This window comes from Prevotella sp. HJM029, assembly GCF_000599605.1.
GTDB lineage: Bacteria > Bacteroidota > Bacteroidia > Bacteroidales > Bacteroidaceae > Prevotella.
In genome coordinates this window covers 70,844-87,272 of record NZ_AZHT01000027.1, presented here as the reverse complement: position 1 = coordinate 87,272, position 16,429 = coordinate 70,844, and the positions used below count along the sequence as shown (strand labels likewise).

18 protein-coding genes are annotated in these 16,429 nt (G+C 46.8%); 16 read left to right on the top strand and 2 right to left on the bottom strand.

Annotated features, from left to right (window positions below; genetic code table 11):
* Positions 1-44: 44 nt before the first annotated feature.
* The 9 genes from X919_RS0103340 (at position 45) to X919_RS16425 (ending at position 7,958) form a co-directional block, all read left to right on the top strand.
* A complete protein-coding gene (locus tag X919_RS0103340) occupies positions 45-1,325 on the top strand; it encodes a BaiN/RdsA family NAD(P)/FAD-dependent oxidoreductase (RefSeq protein WP_051502389.1) in 1,281 nt (426 codons plus the stop codon).
* Positions 1,326-1,555: 230 nt separating this feature from the next.
* Positions 1,556-2,803, top strand: a complete 1,248-nt coding sequence (locus X919_RS0103335; protein ID WP_028899016.1) for an MFS transporter — start codon at positions 1,556-1,558, stop codon at positions 2,801-2,803.
* On the top strand, positions 2,800-3,348 hold the full coding sequence (locus tag X919_RS0103330) for a bifunctional nuclease domain-containing protein (protein ID WP_028899015.1): 549 nt from the start codon (positions 2,800-2,802) through the stop codon (positions 3,346-3,348). The genes X919_RS0103335 and X919_RS0103330 overlap by 4 nt, the downstream gene beginning before the upstream one ends.
* The gene (locus X919_RS0103325) at positions 3,345-4,067 is read left to right on the top strand and encodes a 16S rRNA (uracil(1498)-N(3))-methyltransferase (protein WP_028899014.1); all 723 of its coding nucleotides are present in this window, start codon (positions 3,345-3,347) and stop codon (positions 4,065-4,067) included. Before X919_RS0103330 ends, X919_RS0103325 begins: the two co-directional genes overlap by 4 nt.
* Positions 4,064-5,410, top strand: coding sequence for a DUF4836 family protein (locus X919_RS0103320; protein ID WP_028899013.1), 1,347 nt, complete (start codon positions 4,064-4,066; stop codon positions 5,408-5,410). Before X919_RS0103325 ends, X919_RS0103320 begins: the two co-directional genes overlap by 4 nt.
* A 5-nt stretch (positions 5,411-5,415) precedes the next feature.
* Entirely contained in the window at positions 5,416-6,063 is a 648-nt protein-coding gene (locus X919_RS0103315) for an ATP-binding cassette domain-containing protein (protein ID WP_028899012.1), read from the top strand.
* A complete protein-coding gene (locus tag X919_RS0103310; RefSeq protein ID WP_028899011.1) occupies positions 6,060-7,265 on the top strand; it encodes a hypothetical protein in 1,206 nt (401 codons plus the stop codon). Before X919_RS0103315 ends, X919_RS0103310 begins: the two co-directional genes overlap by 4 nt.
* Positions 7,266-7,392: 127 nt before the next feature.
* Entirely contained in the window at positions 7,393-7,599 is a 207-nt protein-coding gene (locus X919_RS16430) for a hypothetical protein (RefSeq protein ID WP_155949645.1), read from the top strand.
* 113 nt (positions 7,600-7,712) lie between these two features.
* On the top strand, positions 7,713-7,958 hold the full coding sequence (locus X919_RS16425) for a hypothetical protein (RefSeq protein WP_155949644.1): 246 nt from the start codon (positions 7,713-7,715) through the stop codon (positions 7,956-7,958).
* Between the two features lie 29 nt (positions 7,959-7,987).
* Here X919_RS16425 and X919_RS0103295 read toward each other — a convergent pair whose 3' ends face one another.
* The gene (locus tag X919_RS0103295; protein WP_028899009.1) at positions 7,988-9,079 is read right to left on the bottom strand and encodes a DUF4421 domain-containing protein; all 1,092 of its coding nucleotides are present in this window, start codon (positions 9,077-9,079) and stop codon (positions 7,988-7,990) included.
* Complete coding sequence (locus X919_RS0103290) at positions 9,079-10,062, bottom strand: Gfo/Idh/MocA family protein (protein ID WP_028899008.1); 984 nt, start codon at positions 10,060-10,062, stop codon at positions 9,079-9,081. Before X919_RS0103290 ends, X919_RS0103295 begins: the two co-directional genes overlap by 1 nt.
* Positions 10,063-10,136: 74 nt before the next feature.
* Here X919_RS0103290 and yihA point away from each other — a divergent pair, with 74 nt between their 5' ends.
* From yihA to X919_RS0103245, 7 genes are all read left to right on the top strand, one after another.
* Positions 10,137-10,733 carry a ribosome biogenesis GTP-binding protein YihA/YsxC gene (yihA, locus tag X919_RS0103285; RefSeq protein WP_028899007.1) on the top strand — a complete coding sequence of 199 codons (597 nt, stop codon included), beginning with the start codon at positions 10,137-10,139 and terminating at the stop codon, positions 10,731-10,733.
* Positions 10,733-12,514: an ABC-F family ATP-binding cassette domain-containing protein gene (locus X919_RS0103280; protein ID WP_028899006.1), complete on the top strand. Its 1,782-nt coding sequence runs from the start codon at positions 10,733-10,735 to the stop codon at positions 12,512-12,514. Before yihA ends, X919_RS0103280 begins: the two co-directional genes overlap by 1 nt.
* Positions 12,515-12,950: 436 nt before the next feature.
* On the top strand, positions 12,951-13,598 hold the full coding sequence (locus X919_RS0103270; protein WP_028899005.1) for a DUF308 domain-containing protein: 648 nt from the start codon (positions 12,951-12,953) through the stop codon (positions 13,596-13,598).
* A gap of 21 nt (positions 13,599-13,619) precedes the next feature.
* The gene (locus tag X919_RS16805) at positions 13,620-13,769 is read left to right on the top strand and encodes a hypothetical protein (protein ID WP_004379024.1); all 150 of its coding nucleotides are present in this window, start codon (positions 13,620-13,622) and stop codon (positions 13,767-13,769) included.
* Between the two features lies 1 nt (position 13,770).
* Entirely contained in the window at positions 13,771-14,703 is a 933-nt protein-coding gene (locus tag X919_RS0103260) for a YitT family protein (RefSeq protein ID WP_028899004.1), read from the top strand.
* Positions 14,675-15,790 (top strand): tRNA 2-thiouridine(34) synthase MnmA, encoded by a 1,116-nt coding sequence (gene mnmA, locus X919_RS0103255; RefSeq protein WP_036916820.1) that lies wholly within the window; start codon positions 14,675-14,677, stop codon positions 15,788-15,790. Before X919_RS0103260 ends, mnmA begins: the two co-directional genes overlap by 29 nt.
* 378 nt (positions 15,791-16,168) lie before the next feature.
* Entirely contained in the window at positions 16,169-16,405 is a 237-nt protein-coding gene (locus X919_RS0103245) for a hypothetical protein (RefSeq protein WP_028899002.1), read from the top strand.
* Positions 16,406-16,429: the final 24 nt, after the last annotated feature.

Genomic DNA, 16,429 nt, shown 5'->3' with positions numbered 1-16,429 from the left:
CTTTTGCCATATTGTGGTGAAAGCACTTTTTTTAATACTATAATATGCAAGAAGAGGAACAAAATTTCAGTAGAGAGTCATCGCCTTTGGTTGTAGATATTGCTGTGGTTGGTGCAGGGGCTGCAGGCTTCTTTGCTGCCATCACGGCGAAACAAATGCAGCCACAAGCACGTGTTTGCTTGTTTGAGCGTGGCAATCATCCACTAAAAAAGGTTGGATTGACGGGCGGTGGGCGCTGTAATCTCACGAATAGTTTTGCTGCAGTGACCAATTTAAAACAGGTTTATCCGCGAGGGCATCAGTTGTTGAAACGTCTTTTTAAAAGTTTTAACCATGAAGATGCGATGGCCTGGTTTCAAAAAGCAGGTGTACCTTTAGTCACTCAGGCCGATCATTGTGTGTTTCCACAATCTCAAGATGCGCAAACCATTGTGAGAGCGCTCATGAAAGAAGCTGAGCGTGTGGGCGTGGAACTGTATTGTCGGCATACGTTTACAGGACTTTCTCCTATGGATGGTGGCCATTTGTTGCTTGCTTTTCGTGATGCAAAGTCTGTTATTTGTCGACAAGCCATCATCACAGTGGGAGGTTCTCCTACGCAGAAGGGGTTAGAACCCTTTCTCAAAATACAGCATCAGATAGAAGAACCAGTGCCTTCGCTCTTTACGTTCGCCCTAAATGAGCCTGCACTCACGCAGTTGATGGGTGCTGTAATCCCTCATGTGCGCTTGGCTATTCCTGCAACAAAGCTGTGTAGTGTAGGCATTTTGCTCGTCACCCACTGGGGTGTGAGCGGCCCTGCTACACTGAAATTGTCATCCTATGCGGCGCGTTTTCTGCACGAACGCCATTACCATTGCCCGATTTCCATCAATTGGACAGGCGAAACCAATCAGCAAAAGGTGGCTGAAGATTTGCTCTATCAGCAACATCTGCATCCACAAAAACAGATGAGTACTACCAAAGTTTTTGAGCTCCCCACGCGGGTGTGGCACTATTTGTTGCAGCGTTCCACCCTCAATCCTGACACACGATGGTGTGATTTGAGTAAAAAAGCACTACGTAAGCTCGTTGAGGTACTCACGAATGATGGTTATCTTGTGGCGGGGAAAGGAGCTTTTAAGGAAGAGTTCGTTACTTGCGGCGGTGTGAGTTTGCAGAGTATTCATGTGAATACCTTGGAGAGTAAGGTTATTCCAGGCCTTTATTTTGCAGGTGAGATATTAGATGTTGATGGTATTACGGGTGGATTTAACCTGCAAGCCGCATGGACTACTGGTTATGTGGCAGGAAAAAGTGTCGCGAATGCTTTTAGTCGAGAGTGAGAATGGTAATACATTGTAGAACAAATGGTTAGGAGCGTGAAAGAAAAAACTATCACTTGGCGAGTTAAAGTAGTGCAGATGAGGTGGAAAAATGCGCTATATTGCCAAATAAAGTGCACTATATTATAATGTGTAATCGCTGCGAATGGTGATGAAGAAAGAAAAAAACATTTTTTTTTGCTATTCCAGTGGTTTACATTATCTTTGCAATTCAAACAAAAAGCAACAAAATGAATCTTAAAATCAGACTTTCTGTGATGAATTTCTTAGAGTTCGCCGTGTGGGGAGCTTATCTCACTTGCATGGGAATTTATTTAGGAAATATTGGTATGGGAGCGCATATTGGGACGTTCTTTGCCATGCAAGGCATCGTATCTATCTTTATGCCGGCGATCATGGGCATTGTTGCCGACCGCTGGATACCTGCACAACGCCTTTTGGGCTATTGTCATTTGGTGGCCGGATTATTGATGTTTGCCACAGCATGGTATGGCCATCAAGCGGGCGGTGCCGTGCAGTTTGCTCCTTTGTTCACGCTCTATTCGCTCAGTGTTGCTTTCTATATGCCTACGTTAGCTTTGAGCAATTCAACAGCTTATTCGGCATTAATTCAAGCAGGGCAAGATACTGTGAAGGATTTTCCTGCTATTCGTGTGTTTGGAACCATCGGGTTTATTTGCACGATGTGGTTTGTAGACATCATGGGTTATAAAAGCAATGAGTTACAATTTGTAGTGAGTGGTGTGCTTAGTATAGTGCTTTTTCTCTATACGTTCACATTGCCCAATTGTCCTGTCAAGCCTACAACGACGCATACCAACTTTGTAGAAGCATTTGGATTAAGGGCTTTCACCTTGTTTAGACAAAAGAAGATGGCTATCTTTTTCATCTTTTCAATGTTGTTGGGTGTGAGTCTTCAAATCACCAATAGTTTTGCAACGCCATTCATTGAGAGTTTTAAAAGCATACCGGAATATGCCAATACCTTTGGTGTGAAATATCCCGTTATCTTGTATTCGATTTCACAAATCAGCGAAACGTTGTGCATTTTGATGATTCCTTTCTTTATGAAACGTTATGGCATCAAGAATGTAATGCTCATCGCCATGTTTGCTTGGGTGTTGCGTTTCGGTCTCTTAGGCGTTGGAAATCCTGGTAATGGGGTATGGTTGTTTGTTGCTTCGATGATTATTTACGGGGTGGCATTCGACTTTTTCAATATCTCGGGTTCCTTGTTTGTCGATAAATCCACCGACCCAGGGCTACGTTCCAGTGCGCAAGGGTTGTTTATGTTGATGACCAATGGTATTGGTGCTACGGTGGGTTCGTTTGCGGCTCAGGCTGTAGTCAATGCACATACCGAGGGGAATGTGACCGAATGGTCGTCGTGCTGGTATATTTTTGCCAGTTATGCGTTGTTGGTAGGCATTAGCTTTGCACTGATGTTCCAGCCTACAAATCAAGCAAAAGCTTCATGAATCGAGTTAAGTTGCGTTTCCATGCAATTTCACAAATCGTTGGTTCGATTGGTGTTGGGATTATCGTCTTGACAGATGAGACGAAAGAACGTCAGATTTCTGTTGTCTGTGATGCCGAGATGACTGATGCGTTGTGCAAGCGTTTGCAGACGAGAGATGGTGAAGATGTGCATCTTGCAGGAGCCTTGAGTAGTTTTTTTAAGCAGAATGAAACGCAGGTAGAAGTGTTCATCTATGGTATTCAAGATGGGCAATATTGTGCGATGTTGCTGGATGCAGATTCATTGGTATCGGTAAAACTCAAAGTTTGTGATGCTATTCTTTTTGCGTTGTCGGGTCATTGGCCAATTTATATTGATGAGCAGCTCATGCGAACACAATCGGCTTCTTTTGATTCGAAACAGGAAGATCGTGTGGCTATGCCTCTCAATGTGCTCAATAAGGATATGTTGAAGGAGGCTTTGGCGCGGAGTATAGCTCAGGAGGATTATAAGATGGCTGAATATTTGAATGCAGAATTGAAGCGGAGGGAAGAAAAATCATGAAGGAAGCAAGATTTTTTTATGCACCCAATGCCGAGGATAACGACCGCTTACCGCCCGAAGAAGCCGCACATGCCTTGCGCGTTTTGCGTTTGAAGGCTGGTGATGAAATATTTTTAATGGATGGGAAGGGGCGTTTCTTCCGAGCAGAGGTGACGCTCACCTCGCGGCAAGATTGCTGCTATCGCATCACAGAAGAATTGCCACAACAAAAGACTTGGAATGGAAATATTCATTTGGCTATTGCGCCAACCAAGCATATCGACCGCATAGAATGGATGGTAGAAAAAGCTACTGAGATAGGTTTCGACGAGTTAACCTTTCTGCAAACGGCTTTTACGGAGCGGAAGAATATTCGTGTTGACCGTATAGAAAAGATTGTGGTTGCTGCCGCAAAACAAAGTAGGAAAGCGTGGTTACCCGTCGTGAATGAATGCATGAGCATGGCAGAATTTTTAAATGCGTCACATCGTGGCATGAAGTTTATTGCCCATTGCTACGATGATTTTGAGAAAGTTGATTTGATGACAGCGCTGCAACGAGATAGCAATGTGAACGAAGCTGTGGTTTTAGTGGGGCCTGAGGGTGATTTTTCGCATGAGGAGGTAGCGCAAGCATTGACGAAAGGTTTTCTGAGTGTGTCGTTGGGCAATAGTCGGTTGCGCACAGAGACCGCAGGACTCATGGCCGTAACGATGGCACAATTAACATATAGACGATGAAAAAGATTGGCATAGCACTTTGTTTTTGCTGTGTGATGGCGCTGTTTGCCGCCTGCACAGACAATAGTTATTTAAACGCAGTACCGCGTGAAAGCACGGCATTGTTGTCCATTGACCCTGTGAAGATGAGTGGCTTGAATCATGTTTCTGTGCTTAGGACGCTGTTGCAGGCCACTAACATCAGTAAGAGTGGCATTGATGTGAGCCATAAGATTATGCTTTTTGAGGCACCTGATGGCAATTTGGGTGTTTGCGCAAAGGTGCAAGATGAGGATGAATTGACACAGACTTTTGCGCAGTTGGCCACAAAGAATGTTTGTCCAGCACCCATCAAACGGCGGGGCTTTCATTTCACGGTGTTGAAAGATGCGTGGGTTGTTGGGTGGAACAATACTGCGATGTTGGTGATGGGACCTGTAACTGTTGAGGCGCAAAGCAGTCTGCAACAGCAAATCGCACAATATCTGAAGCAAGACGAAGCGGCAGGGATTACCCAAAGCAGACTGTATGAAAAATTGGATTCGCTTGAGGGTTCGATGACTTTAGTTGCACAAGCCACGGCCTTGCCCCAACAGTTTTTGGCACCACTCACCTTGGGTATGCCCAAAAAAGCTGATGGAAGCGAAGTGATTATTGCTGCAGAGATGGAGAAGGAACAGCAGGTGATGCACATCAAAGGCAGAGTGTTCTCTTTGAATGCCACGGTCAACCAGTCGTTGAAGCAGGCTTATCAGTTGTACCGACCCATTACAGACCGCTATCTTTCGGCGACGCCTCGTGATGCCATGTTGAGCATGTTCTTGAACGTAGATGGGCAAAAGTTCCTGCCAGTGATGCAGAACAATGCAGGTTTCCAAGCCTTGTTGACGGGCATTAACACGGCCATTGACATGGATAATATCCTGCGGAGTGTGGATGGAGATTTGGCTTTGGTCACACCTTATTATGACGAGCACCGGCTATCGATGCGGATGATGGCGCAATTGAAGCATAAGAATTGGGTGAAAGATGTAGACTATTGGAAAAAAAGTTGCCCTGCTGGTGGACGAATTGTGGATTGGAAACCTAATGCATGGTATTATGCGAGTAAGGAAACCACATTTTATTTTGGGGTGACGCCCCAACTACAATTCTTTAGTGGCAGCACAGCCGAGGAAGCTTCACAAGCGTTTGCGCCAGCTAAGCAGCAACTATCGGCAACCGAAAAGAATTTGATTAAAGGACAGAAATTAGCGTTGGTCATCAATATGAATGCATTGCAGGGTGGAAAAACGGGTGCTGTGACGGCCATGCTCCAACCTATTTTTGGTGACGTTCACACGCTGATTTACACATTGAAATAATGAACATTGACAGGATAACATTTCAATCGGTGGTTCCACAGGTATTTGAAAGCCAAAAGGAAGCACTGCATTCTGAGGTTTGGAATCGCGGACTTACCTTTGAAAAGGGTAAGCTCTATCTGATAGAGGCTGCATCGGGGCGCGGAAAAAGCACCTTTTGCAGCTATGTTTTGGGCTATCGGCACGATTATAGTGGGCAAGTTTTGTTTAACGATGTGCCGACTTCCACGTTTAAAGTGCGCGACTGGGTGGAGGCACGTCGCCTGCATATCAGTCATCTTTTTCAGGAGTTGCGCCTTTTTCCGGAGCTCACGGCATTCGAAAACATCGTGATAAAAAACAAGCTCACGAATTTTAAATCGCAAGAGCAGATAGCGATGTGGTTTGAACAGTTGGGTATAGCCGACAAAATGCACGAGCGAATAGGGCGCATGTCGTTTGGACAACAGCAACGTGTAGCACTCATTCGTGCACTTGTGCAACCCTTCGACTTCCTGCTTGTAGACGAGCCTATCAGCCATCTTGACGACAAAAATGCCGCAGTGATGGCCGAAATGATGATGAAAGAAGCGCGCGAACAGGGCGCAGGCGTATTGGTAACGAGTATAGGTAAGCACATGGATTTGCCATACGAAAGGGTAGTGAAGCTATGAATTTGGTTTGGAAATTATTGCGTCAGCACCTCAGCATTCCGCAGATGGCGGGCTTTTTCTTTGCCAATCTCTTTGGCATGATCATCGTTTTGCTGAGTGTTCAGTTCTATCAAGATGTGATTCCGGTGTTCACAGCCGAGGATAGTTTCATGCGAAGCGACTTCTTGATTGTGAATAAAAAGATAGGAACGGCCAGCACGATCAGTGGCAGTTCAAACACTTTTAATCAGACCGAAGTAGACGATTTGGCGCAACAGCCCTTCGTTTCGCGTATGGGTAAGTTCACGAATGCCAATTACAAAGCCGACGTGAGCATGCGTGTGAATGGGGTGTCGGTACTCAATAATGGCGAGATTAGCTTCGAAAGCATTCCCGATTCGTTCGTCGATACGCCGTTGCGCAATTGGAATTATCAGCCGGGTGAGAAGACGATTCCCATTATTCTGCCGCGCATTTATCTCACGATGTATAATTTTGGTTTTGCGCAGACCCACGCTTTGCCGAAGCTTAGCGATGGATTGGTGGGCATGATTGATTTCCATATCTTTGTGCATGGGCAGCACCAGGAGGCACAGTTCAAGGGGAAAGTGATTGGTTTTTCCAATCGTTTGAGCTCGATTTTAGTACCACAGGCTTTCATGGATTGGAGCAATGACACCTTTGCACCCGGCGAAACGCATGCACCCACGCGTTTAATTGTGCAGGTGAACAACCCCAGTGACCCACAATTCACAAAATATTTGGACCAGAAGGGCTATGAGATAGAAAACGACAAACTCAATACCGAGAAGACAACCTATTTTCTACGGTTGTTGGTTACGATGGTTGTTGGCGTAGGGTTGGTGATTTCGGCCTTGAGTTTCTATATTTTGATGCTCAGCATCTATCTGTTGGTTCAAAAGAATACGCACAAATTAGAAAACCTATTGCTCATTGGTTATCGACCCGCGCAAGTAGCTTTGCCTTATCAAATGCTGACCATAGGGCTAAACTTGCTGATTTATGGGTTGGCGCTCCTCGCCATCTTCTTTGCCCGAAGCTATTATATGGATTTGATAGAAACACTCTTCCCCAACATCGAAGATGGTAATATGCTCCCCGCCATCGCTATCGGAGCCTTGCTCTTTGTGTTGGTGAGTCTGAGCAATTATGCGATTATCGCGCGAAAAATAGTGCATATTTGGAAGCGAAAGGATGCATAATGCTGGGTAAAGTGGATGGTATTTCATAGAGAAAGGCTACACAATTAGCAATGCCACATGGAGTAGCGAAACGACGACAGGTATTGAAACCTATGATCTTCATAAAGACGCAAGGCGTGTACATGTCGTGTTAGTACATGTTGCTGAACATATTGTGATAACGCCAGGCATGCTACGCTGGATATTCATCGAAAATAGGCAAAGTCATACTCCTGTTTATATTACAGCCGGGACATACGAAACGGCTGCTTTATATGACGAGATTGTAAAGACTAATCCGCAACTTAAGAAGGTGGCTACGGGACTTTACCAGTTGGTTTTTGATGAGCGCTGACAGTAGGAGAGAAAGTCATATTCCCATTCATCAACTGTTCCGAATGCTTACGCTTCAGCGATGTGCAATAATGTTATAGTCGCAAACAAGGCTTCGACGATGCACTGCAAGCGATGTATAGTCGCAAAAGAGGCTTCGACGATGCACTGCAAGCGATGTATAGTCGCAAAAGAGGCTTCGACGATGCACTGCAAGCGTGTATAGTCGAAAACAAGGCTTCGACGATGCACTGCAAGCGATGTATAGTCGCAAAAGAGGCTTCGACGATGCAATGCAAGCGATGTATAGTCGAAAACAAGGCTTCGACGATGCACTGCAAGCGATGTATAGTCGCAAACAAGGTTTCGACGGCGATATAGATTCTAATTGGGTGGCAAGCCAAGCAGGGTTACTTTCTTCTGCCGAAGTTGAAGCCCACATAGACATTGACATTGCCGAAGATGTTGTTGGTAGAGAACGTTTTTTCGTGGTAGTTATAGGCGTGGAAGATAGCACTTGCACCAGTATACCAACGCGAAGTGTTGTAGACAAGTCCCATGCGAGCGATGCCATCGATGGTGAATTTGTTGAAATTAAAATCGTCGAAAGTGGAAACTTTTGTTTTTGCTGTCTCACTAATTGTATGCAAGTAGGCGAGTGAAGCGGACAGCGACACGTTTAAAAGAAAGTTTTTCGCAAAAACCCAATTGTAGGCATAGCCTCCCGAGACAGAGAAGTTATCATATTTCACATGCGTTTTTGACCAGCCTGTTGAGTCGCTTCCCAAAACCTCTTTAAGCACGGTTCTCCCCATTTGTTGTGCAATGATGTTTTGCAATACGACCCAATCCATGTCGAGTTTTTGATGCATATAGCCAATGCCTAAGATGGGAGAACCCACGCTTCTCAGTTGTCGGGTGCTTTGGCTGTAGGCTGCAGGATAGGAGAAGCGTTTGTGGTTGGTGATATAATAGAGGTTGAAACCACGAATGTTGGCTTCGAGTCCGTTGTAGTTTAATCCACGCAAGGGTGCGAAGTCAATATTGGAGGCTGTGGTTGCTGTGAAGCGTTGTATGTGATAGTCGTCACCCGTTGTGCGATAGAAAAGGTCGATGCCCAACTGGTTACTATATAAACTTAGATCGAATTCTTTGCGTTTGTTGCCGCCTTTGAGATGGGTGACGTCGATGGTGTAGCCGAGGAAAATCCATCGCCAGCCAAAATAAGGTCCTACACGCCAGCCCATGCGTGGAGAGAGTTGTAGTGTTTGGTGTCGACGATTGGAAATGCGATACATCTCATAGGTGTTGGTATTTTGGAGCATAGCGGCATAGTTATAGCGTTGAGGTTCGATATATGCCGTGTCAATTTGTGAGAAGCGTTTCACAACCGTGTAGAGTTTGTTCCACAAGTTTTGATGCGTAGCAAGCGAGTCTCCTGCCCAACTCTCGATAGAAAGCAGTAGTAGAACGAGGGAAAAGAGGACCTTGCGTAGATTCATTATAACTTTCCTAAGATGCGATCCATTACCCAATTCACAGGAGTAGCACTCACCGACGTGCAAGTGCAAACACCAAAGCCCTGCAAATCGTGAATGACGGCTTTGATAATGGGTAGTTGCACGAACGAAGGATTGGGCACTTCAATTTCCGTGGCGCCCTCGCTTGTGATGAGCTTGATGGGGTCGTAGTTATAGACCGAGAACGACAATGAGCCTTTGTCGCCAATGATTTCAATGCAATCTTCTTTGGCACTCTGATGGCCGACGAAACACCAGGAGGCACTTCCGGGCAATCCATTCTCAAACAAGAAGCAAGCACTGATGGTGTCTTCGGCTTGATAGAGGTGTGCACGATTGGCGCAATAGCCGTGGGCACGTGTGATGACGCCAAAGAGGTGTTGCAGAATGTCTAATTGATGGGGAGCCAAATCATAGAAATAACCGCCGCCGGCGATGTCGGGTTGCAAGCGCCATGGCAACTGTTTAGCGCACGATGCATCTAAATCGCGTGGCGGAACAGAGAAGCGAATTTGCACGTTGATGACTTCGCCAATGAGCTGTTGTGAAAGAATGTCTTTCACCTTTTGGAAATAAGGCAGATAGCGCCGGTAATAAGCCACGAAACATGGTACGCCTGTTTGCTCGCTGATGCGGTTGATGCGGGCACAATCTTCATAGCTTGCCGCTAATGGTTTCTCCACATAAACCGGTTTTCCTGCCTTCATAGCCATGATGGCAAAAGTGGCGTGGCTCGAGGGTGGTGTGGCAATGTAGATAGCATTGACTTCGGGATCGTCGATGAGTTCTTGCGCATCGGTATACCATTTCTTGATGTGATGTCGTTCAGCGTAGGAACGTACCTTCTCTTCGCTGCGACTCATCACAGCTTCCACATGCGAACCTTCAACCTCGTTGAAAGCCGGTCCCGATTTTTTCTCGGTCACTTCGCCGCAACCTATGAATCCCCAACTAATTAGTTTCATACGGATATATGCCAAATTTGGAATGCAAAGATAATATTTTTGTTGTATCTTTGCAAACAAAAATAAATTCGAGCATGGAGATAAAGAAGTCGGCATTTGTAGTCTCTGCCCCAACAGTGAGCAAATGTCCTAACGATGACAAGATAGAGTATGCCTTCATTGGGCGTTCAAATGTGGGGAAATCAAGCCTCATCAATATGCTCTGCAACCATAAGGGACTGGCCAAGACGTCGGCCACGCCGGGGAAAACCCTTTTGATTAATCATTTTATCATCAACGACGAATGGTATTTGGTGGATTTGCCGGGCTATGGATATGCCAAGCGTTCGAAAACGGTGCAGCAGAAGTTGGAGCAAATGATTTCGGGCTACATTTTGCAACGCAAACAATTAGTGAATGTTTTTGTGTTGATTGACGTGCGCCACGACCCTCAGAAAATCGACCGTGAATTTATCGATTGGTTGGGTGAGAGCGGTGTGCCTTTTGCCATCATCTTCACCAAAGCCGACAAATTGGGGCCGGGGAAGGCCAAAATGAATGCCCAGCAGTGGATGAACACATTGAAGGATCGATGGGAAACGCTGCCACCTTATTTTATCACCTCGTCGGAGAAGAAACTTGGGCGCGACGAAGTGCTCGACTATATCGACACCATTAACCACACACTCTGATGGCACAAATTCCTTATTTAGACGTGCAAAATCTGTCGAAGCGTTTTGGTGCGCAGGTTTTGTTTGAAAACATCTCGTTCTCTATTGCTGAGGGACAGTGTGTGGGGCTCATTGCACAGAATGGCACCGGAAAATCAACTTTGCTCGCCATGCTCATCGGACACGAAGGTAAGGATGGTGGCGAAATCGTTTATCGCAATGGTTTGCGCGTGGGTTTTTTAGAGCAGTCGCCCCAATTCGAGCCTACCGAGAGTGTGTTGGATGCTTGTTTCAACCACGAAGGCAATCCCGACAAGATTTTGAAAGCCAAACAGGTGTTGACACAATTGCACATCACCAATCTGCAACAGCCTATGGGCGAGCTTAGCGGTGGGCAGCAAAAGCGTGTGGCTTTGGCTAATGTGCTCATCACCGAGCCCGATTTAATCATCCTCGACGAGCCTACCAACCATCTTGATCTTGACATGATTGAGTGGTTGGAAGGCTATTTAAACCGCGGCAACAAAACGCTGTTGATGGTGACCCACGATCGGTTTTTCTTGGATCGTGTGTGCAACATCATCCTCGAGCTCGACAATCATACACTCTACACCTATCGTGGCAATTATGCTTACTATTTGGAGAAGCGGCAGGCGCGCATCGACAATGCGCGTGCCGAGTTGGCGCGTGCCAACAATCTTTATCGCAAAGAATTAGAATGGATGCGCCGCATGCCACAAGCACGTGGACACAAGGCGCGCTATCGCGAAGAGGCCTTCTATGATTTAGAGGCTAAGGCCAAGCAGCGCATTGAGGAACGGCAGTTGCGACTCAAGGCCAGCAACGTTTACATTGGTTCGAAAATTTTTGAATGCCAATATGTCAGCAAGGCTTTCGCGCCCGATAAAATCATTCTCAAAGATTTCTATTACAACTTTGCGCGTTTCGAGAAAATGGGCATTGTGGGCAACAATGGCACCGGCAAATCAACATTCATCAAGATGTTGCTGGGACTTGTGCCGCCCGATAGCGGTCGTTTCGACATTGGCGAAACGGTGAGGTTTGGCTATTTCTCGCAAGACGGATTGCAATTTGATGTGCAGCAAAAGGTGATTGATGTCATCACCGACATCGCCGAAGAGATTGACTTGGGTGGTGGGCGGCGGATGACAGCCAGCCAGTTTTTGCAATATTTTCTCTTCACCCCCGAGCAACAGCACAATTTTGTTTATAAGCTCAGCGGCGGCGAGCGGCGCAAACTCTATCTTTGCACTATTCTGATGCGCAATCCCAACTTCTTGGTGTTGGACGAGCCTACCAACGACCTCGATATTCAGACGCTGCAGGTGTTGGAAGAATATTTGCAAGATTTTCCGGGTTGTGTCATCATCGTGAGCCACGATCGCTATTTCATGAATAAGGTGGTCGACCATTTGTTGGTGTTCAAAGGGCAGGGCGAGGTGCAAGATTTTCCGGGCAACTATGAGCAGTATCATGAGTGGTTGGCGCTGCAAAGCAAGACCGATGCGCCTGCTGCGGAGGCCAACAAAGGCGCAAAACCCAAAAACGATTATCATAACGACACGCGCAAACGGCTCTCGTTTAATGAAAAACGGGAGTTTGAGCAGTTGGAGAAAGAGATTGAAGCGCTCGAAACCGAGCAGAAACAGCTTGAGGAAGCGCTTTGCTCGGGGCAGCTCAGCGTGGACGAGCTGACGGAGAAGAGCAAGCGTTTGCCTGTCATTAAGGAGTTACTCGATGAGAAAGGCATGCGCTGGTTGGAGCTTGCCGAGCGTGCCTGATGTTTTTTTTAGTGTTTGCTCATGTTGAGCAAGCTTCAAAAAGTTTCATTTGCCATCTGCTCAGTTGTTAGCAAGCCTCAAAAAATTATTTTGGCGTTTGCTCAGTTGTTAGCAAGCCTCAAAAAAATATTTTGGCGTTTGCTAAGTTGTTAGCAAGTCTCAAAAAATTATTTTGGCGTTTGCTAAGTTGTTAGCAAGTCTCAAAAAATTATTTTGGCGTTTGCTCAATCGTTAGCAAGTCTCAAAAAAATATTTTGGCGTTTGCTAAGTTGTTAGCAAGGCGTTTTTATTTTCTTTAGCCCATGGTGTTGCTGCTGAGCACAGGGAAGGGGGCGGAGTCTGCCGTCAATTTCTTTGATGCAGCACAAGAAAAAGCGAGGCAGGCACAGCCGGTTGGCATATTTTTGCTAACTTTGCGGCTAAAGATTTTAAGCATATGAAGTTTTTACGCAATTTTATTTTCCGCGCCAGTTGTGCCATAGCCATTGGCGTGTTGCTCATTGAATATCGCGAAGAGATTGTGCGCTGGATTGTCATCACCATCGGCGTGTTGTTTTTTCTTGCCGGCATCATTGCCTTGGTGGGCTATTATACCGCCTCGGCAGCTACACAACAAGTTTCCGACGAGGTAGAAACGTCGGCGCGCGACACTTCGAACACGCTTCAGCTCACCCCTTTCGTAGCCGTGGGTAGCATCATTTTGGGAGCTGTGTTGGCTTTGCTGCCCGACACATTCATCACAACCTTGGTATTTATTTTGGCTGCATTGCTCATCATTGGCTCCATCAATCAGTATGCCAACCTCGCTGCCATCGCCAAGGTGGTCAAGGTGGGACTGTTTTATTGGCTCATGCCATCCATTCTTCTCATCATTGGTGTGGTGGCCATCGCCTATCCGTCGGCCGTGGCTTCGTCGCCCTTTTTCATCGTGGGATGGTGTTTGTTGCTCCATGGGGTGATTGAATTGATTGATGGATTGAAGATTTATCGTTGTCGCAAGGCCATAGCTGCTCGTCAAACCGATGGAGCTACAGCTCCCGAACAGACTTTGCTCGAGGAGAAGCACGAGGACGACGAAGCATAACACCGCAGCGCATAGAGAACAATGGTTGATTTTTCACATTTCAATGCTACGGGCGAAGCGCGCCGCGAGGAACTGATTCGCAGCATTGAGCACGCTGTTGAGCAGTTGTCGCAAGGCGAATTAGAGGCGCTCTATTATGACATGCTCACCAAAGGTTTAATCGAAAATTAGAATGAAACACGAGAATAAACACGTCATGCACGAGCTCAAAGACTATCTCTCCATAGCCTTAGCCATGGTCATCGGCAGTTTGGGATGGGTGGTGTTTCTCTTGCCCAACCACATCACCATCGGCGGTTTGCCAGGTATCTCGTCGGTAGTTTATTGGGGCTTTAACATTCCCGTGCAATACACCTACGTGGCCATCAATATTTTATTGCTGGCTGCATCGTTGAAGACGCTGGGGTTTAAATTCTGTTTGAAAACCATTTATGGCGTGGGTTGCCTGACACTTTTCACCACATTTTGGCAGGCGTTGATTGGTGAGAAGATATTTTTTCAAAACGATCCGTTCTTGGCTTGCGTCGTGGGTGGTTTGCTCATGGGCATTGGCTCGGCTCTGAGTTTGTTGCACAACGGCAGCACGGGCGGCAGCGATGTCATTGCGGCCATGATCAACAAATATCGCGACATCTCTTTAGGCCACATCATTCTGGCTTGCGACTTGTGCGTCATCACGTCGAGCTATTTCGTCACCCATAGCTGGGAGAAAGTCATCTATGGCTACATCGTGCTCGTGGTGCTGTCCTACACGGTCGACAAGGTGGTGAATGGTTTGCGCCGGTCGGTGCAGTTTTTTGTTATTTCCGACAAGTATGAAGAGATTGGACGCTTGGTGAACAACGAGGCCGATCGTGGTTGCACCATCATCGATGCGCGAGGTTTTTATTCGGGCAAGCGTGTGGGCATGCTCTTCATCATAGCCAAACAGAACGAAAGCCACAACATTTTTAGCATCATCGAACATGTTGATCCGCAAGCATTCGTCAGCCAGAGTGCCGTTTCGGGCGTTTATGGTTTAGGTTTCGACCGCATGAAAGTGGGGCGGAAACGCATCAGCAAACAAGCAGGAAACAATGACGCATACATCGAAAATCGATTATAACGCACTCGCTGCGCAGCCCGTTGCACTGCTCCTCTCGGGCGGTGTCGACAGCAGTGTGGTGCTCCACGAGTTGGTGAGCCATGGCGTGAAGCCCGATTGCTTCTACATCAAGATTGGTCCTGAGGAACAAAGCGAATGGAATTGCAACAGCGAAGAGGATGTGGAGATGGCGACAGCCGTGGCTCAACGCTATGGCTGCAAGCTCGAAATCGTAGATTGTCACCGCGAATATTGGAACCAAGTGACGCGCTACACCATGGAAAAGGTGCGCGCCGGCTACACGCCCAATCCTGACGTGATGTGCAATAGGCTCATCAAATTTGGCGCTTTCGACGAGAAAATGGGCCACGATTATGCCTTCATCGCCACCGGACATTATGCGCAAACCGAATGGATTGACGGCTGCAAATGGCTCACAACAAGCCCAGATCCTGTGAAAGATCAAACCGATTTCCTCGCGCAAATTTATAGTTGGCAACTGCAAAAAGCCATCTTTCCCATCGGGCATTTCGTGAAAGACGAAGTGCGCGAAGTGGCCGAACGCGAACATCTCATCAACGCACGCCGCAAGGATAGCCAAGGCATCTGCTTCCTCGGCAACATCAATTACAACGAATACATCGAGCGCTATCTTGGCGAAGCGCCTGGCGACATTGTGGAGTGGGAGACCCACCAGCGAATTGGGCGGCATCGTGGGTTGTGGTTTCACACCATTGGTCAGCGCAAAGGCTTGGGCTTGGGCGGCGGACCATGGTTTGTGGTGAAGAAAGATGTGGCGCAAAACATCCTCTACGTCAGCCACGGCTACGACCCCGAAACGGCCTATCAGCAGCAGTTCAAGGTGCACGATTTCCATGCCACTACCTATTGTCCCGAAGGCACAGCGCAGCCCACATTGCCCGCTCGCATACGTTTCAAAATACGCCACACGCCCGACTATCTGCCGGCGCGGTTAGAACCCACGGGCGAAGGCTCCTTCATCCTCCATGCCGATGCAAAGATTCACGGCGTAGCCCCCGGCCAATTCTGCGTCATCTACGACGAGCACCACCACCGCTGTTTCGGCTCGGGCGAGATTACATTATAGTCTCGGTGATGAAAAAAAATGGGGCGAAAAGGTTATTGTTTTTCAAAAAGTAAGTAACTTTGCAGCCGTTAAGATGCAAGTTTTGAATATGACAAAGCAACAATTCCAGGTAGCAATTCCGGCACAAAAGAATTTCACTTTTGCCCCATTTTTTATGCCTATTGATTTGGTCAATTCAAATAATTGTGTAAACACACACACACACACACAGGGCGAGACCAATATAAAGGTACACGCAACGCGCGCGTAATATACAACAGAAACACTGATAACCAAAGGGTGTGCATGAAGTTTTTTCAGAGCTTCGTGCACACCTTTTTCGTGTGGATAAATGAACTCTTTAAAACAACAACATACAAGGATTAATAAAATAATAAGATGATGGAAAAAAGGAAACGGCTATACATAGCCCCGAAGATTATCGTCTATGCGCTGCCCCAAGAGTCTTTATTGGCAGCGGTAAGTGTTACACCCGATGCAAGCAACTCTACCAACGAACATTGGCGGCAGGATGAAAACATTGGCTCAACCGTTGTCGTGGGCGAGCAAGGTTTCGACAGTGAAAACTTTGCTCCAGCGAAGAAGCAGCAAGATATGTGGGACGATGAAGATTGAACGAGTCTTAAACTGGAAAAAAAC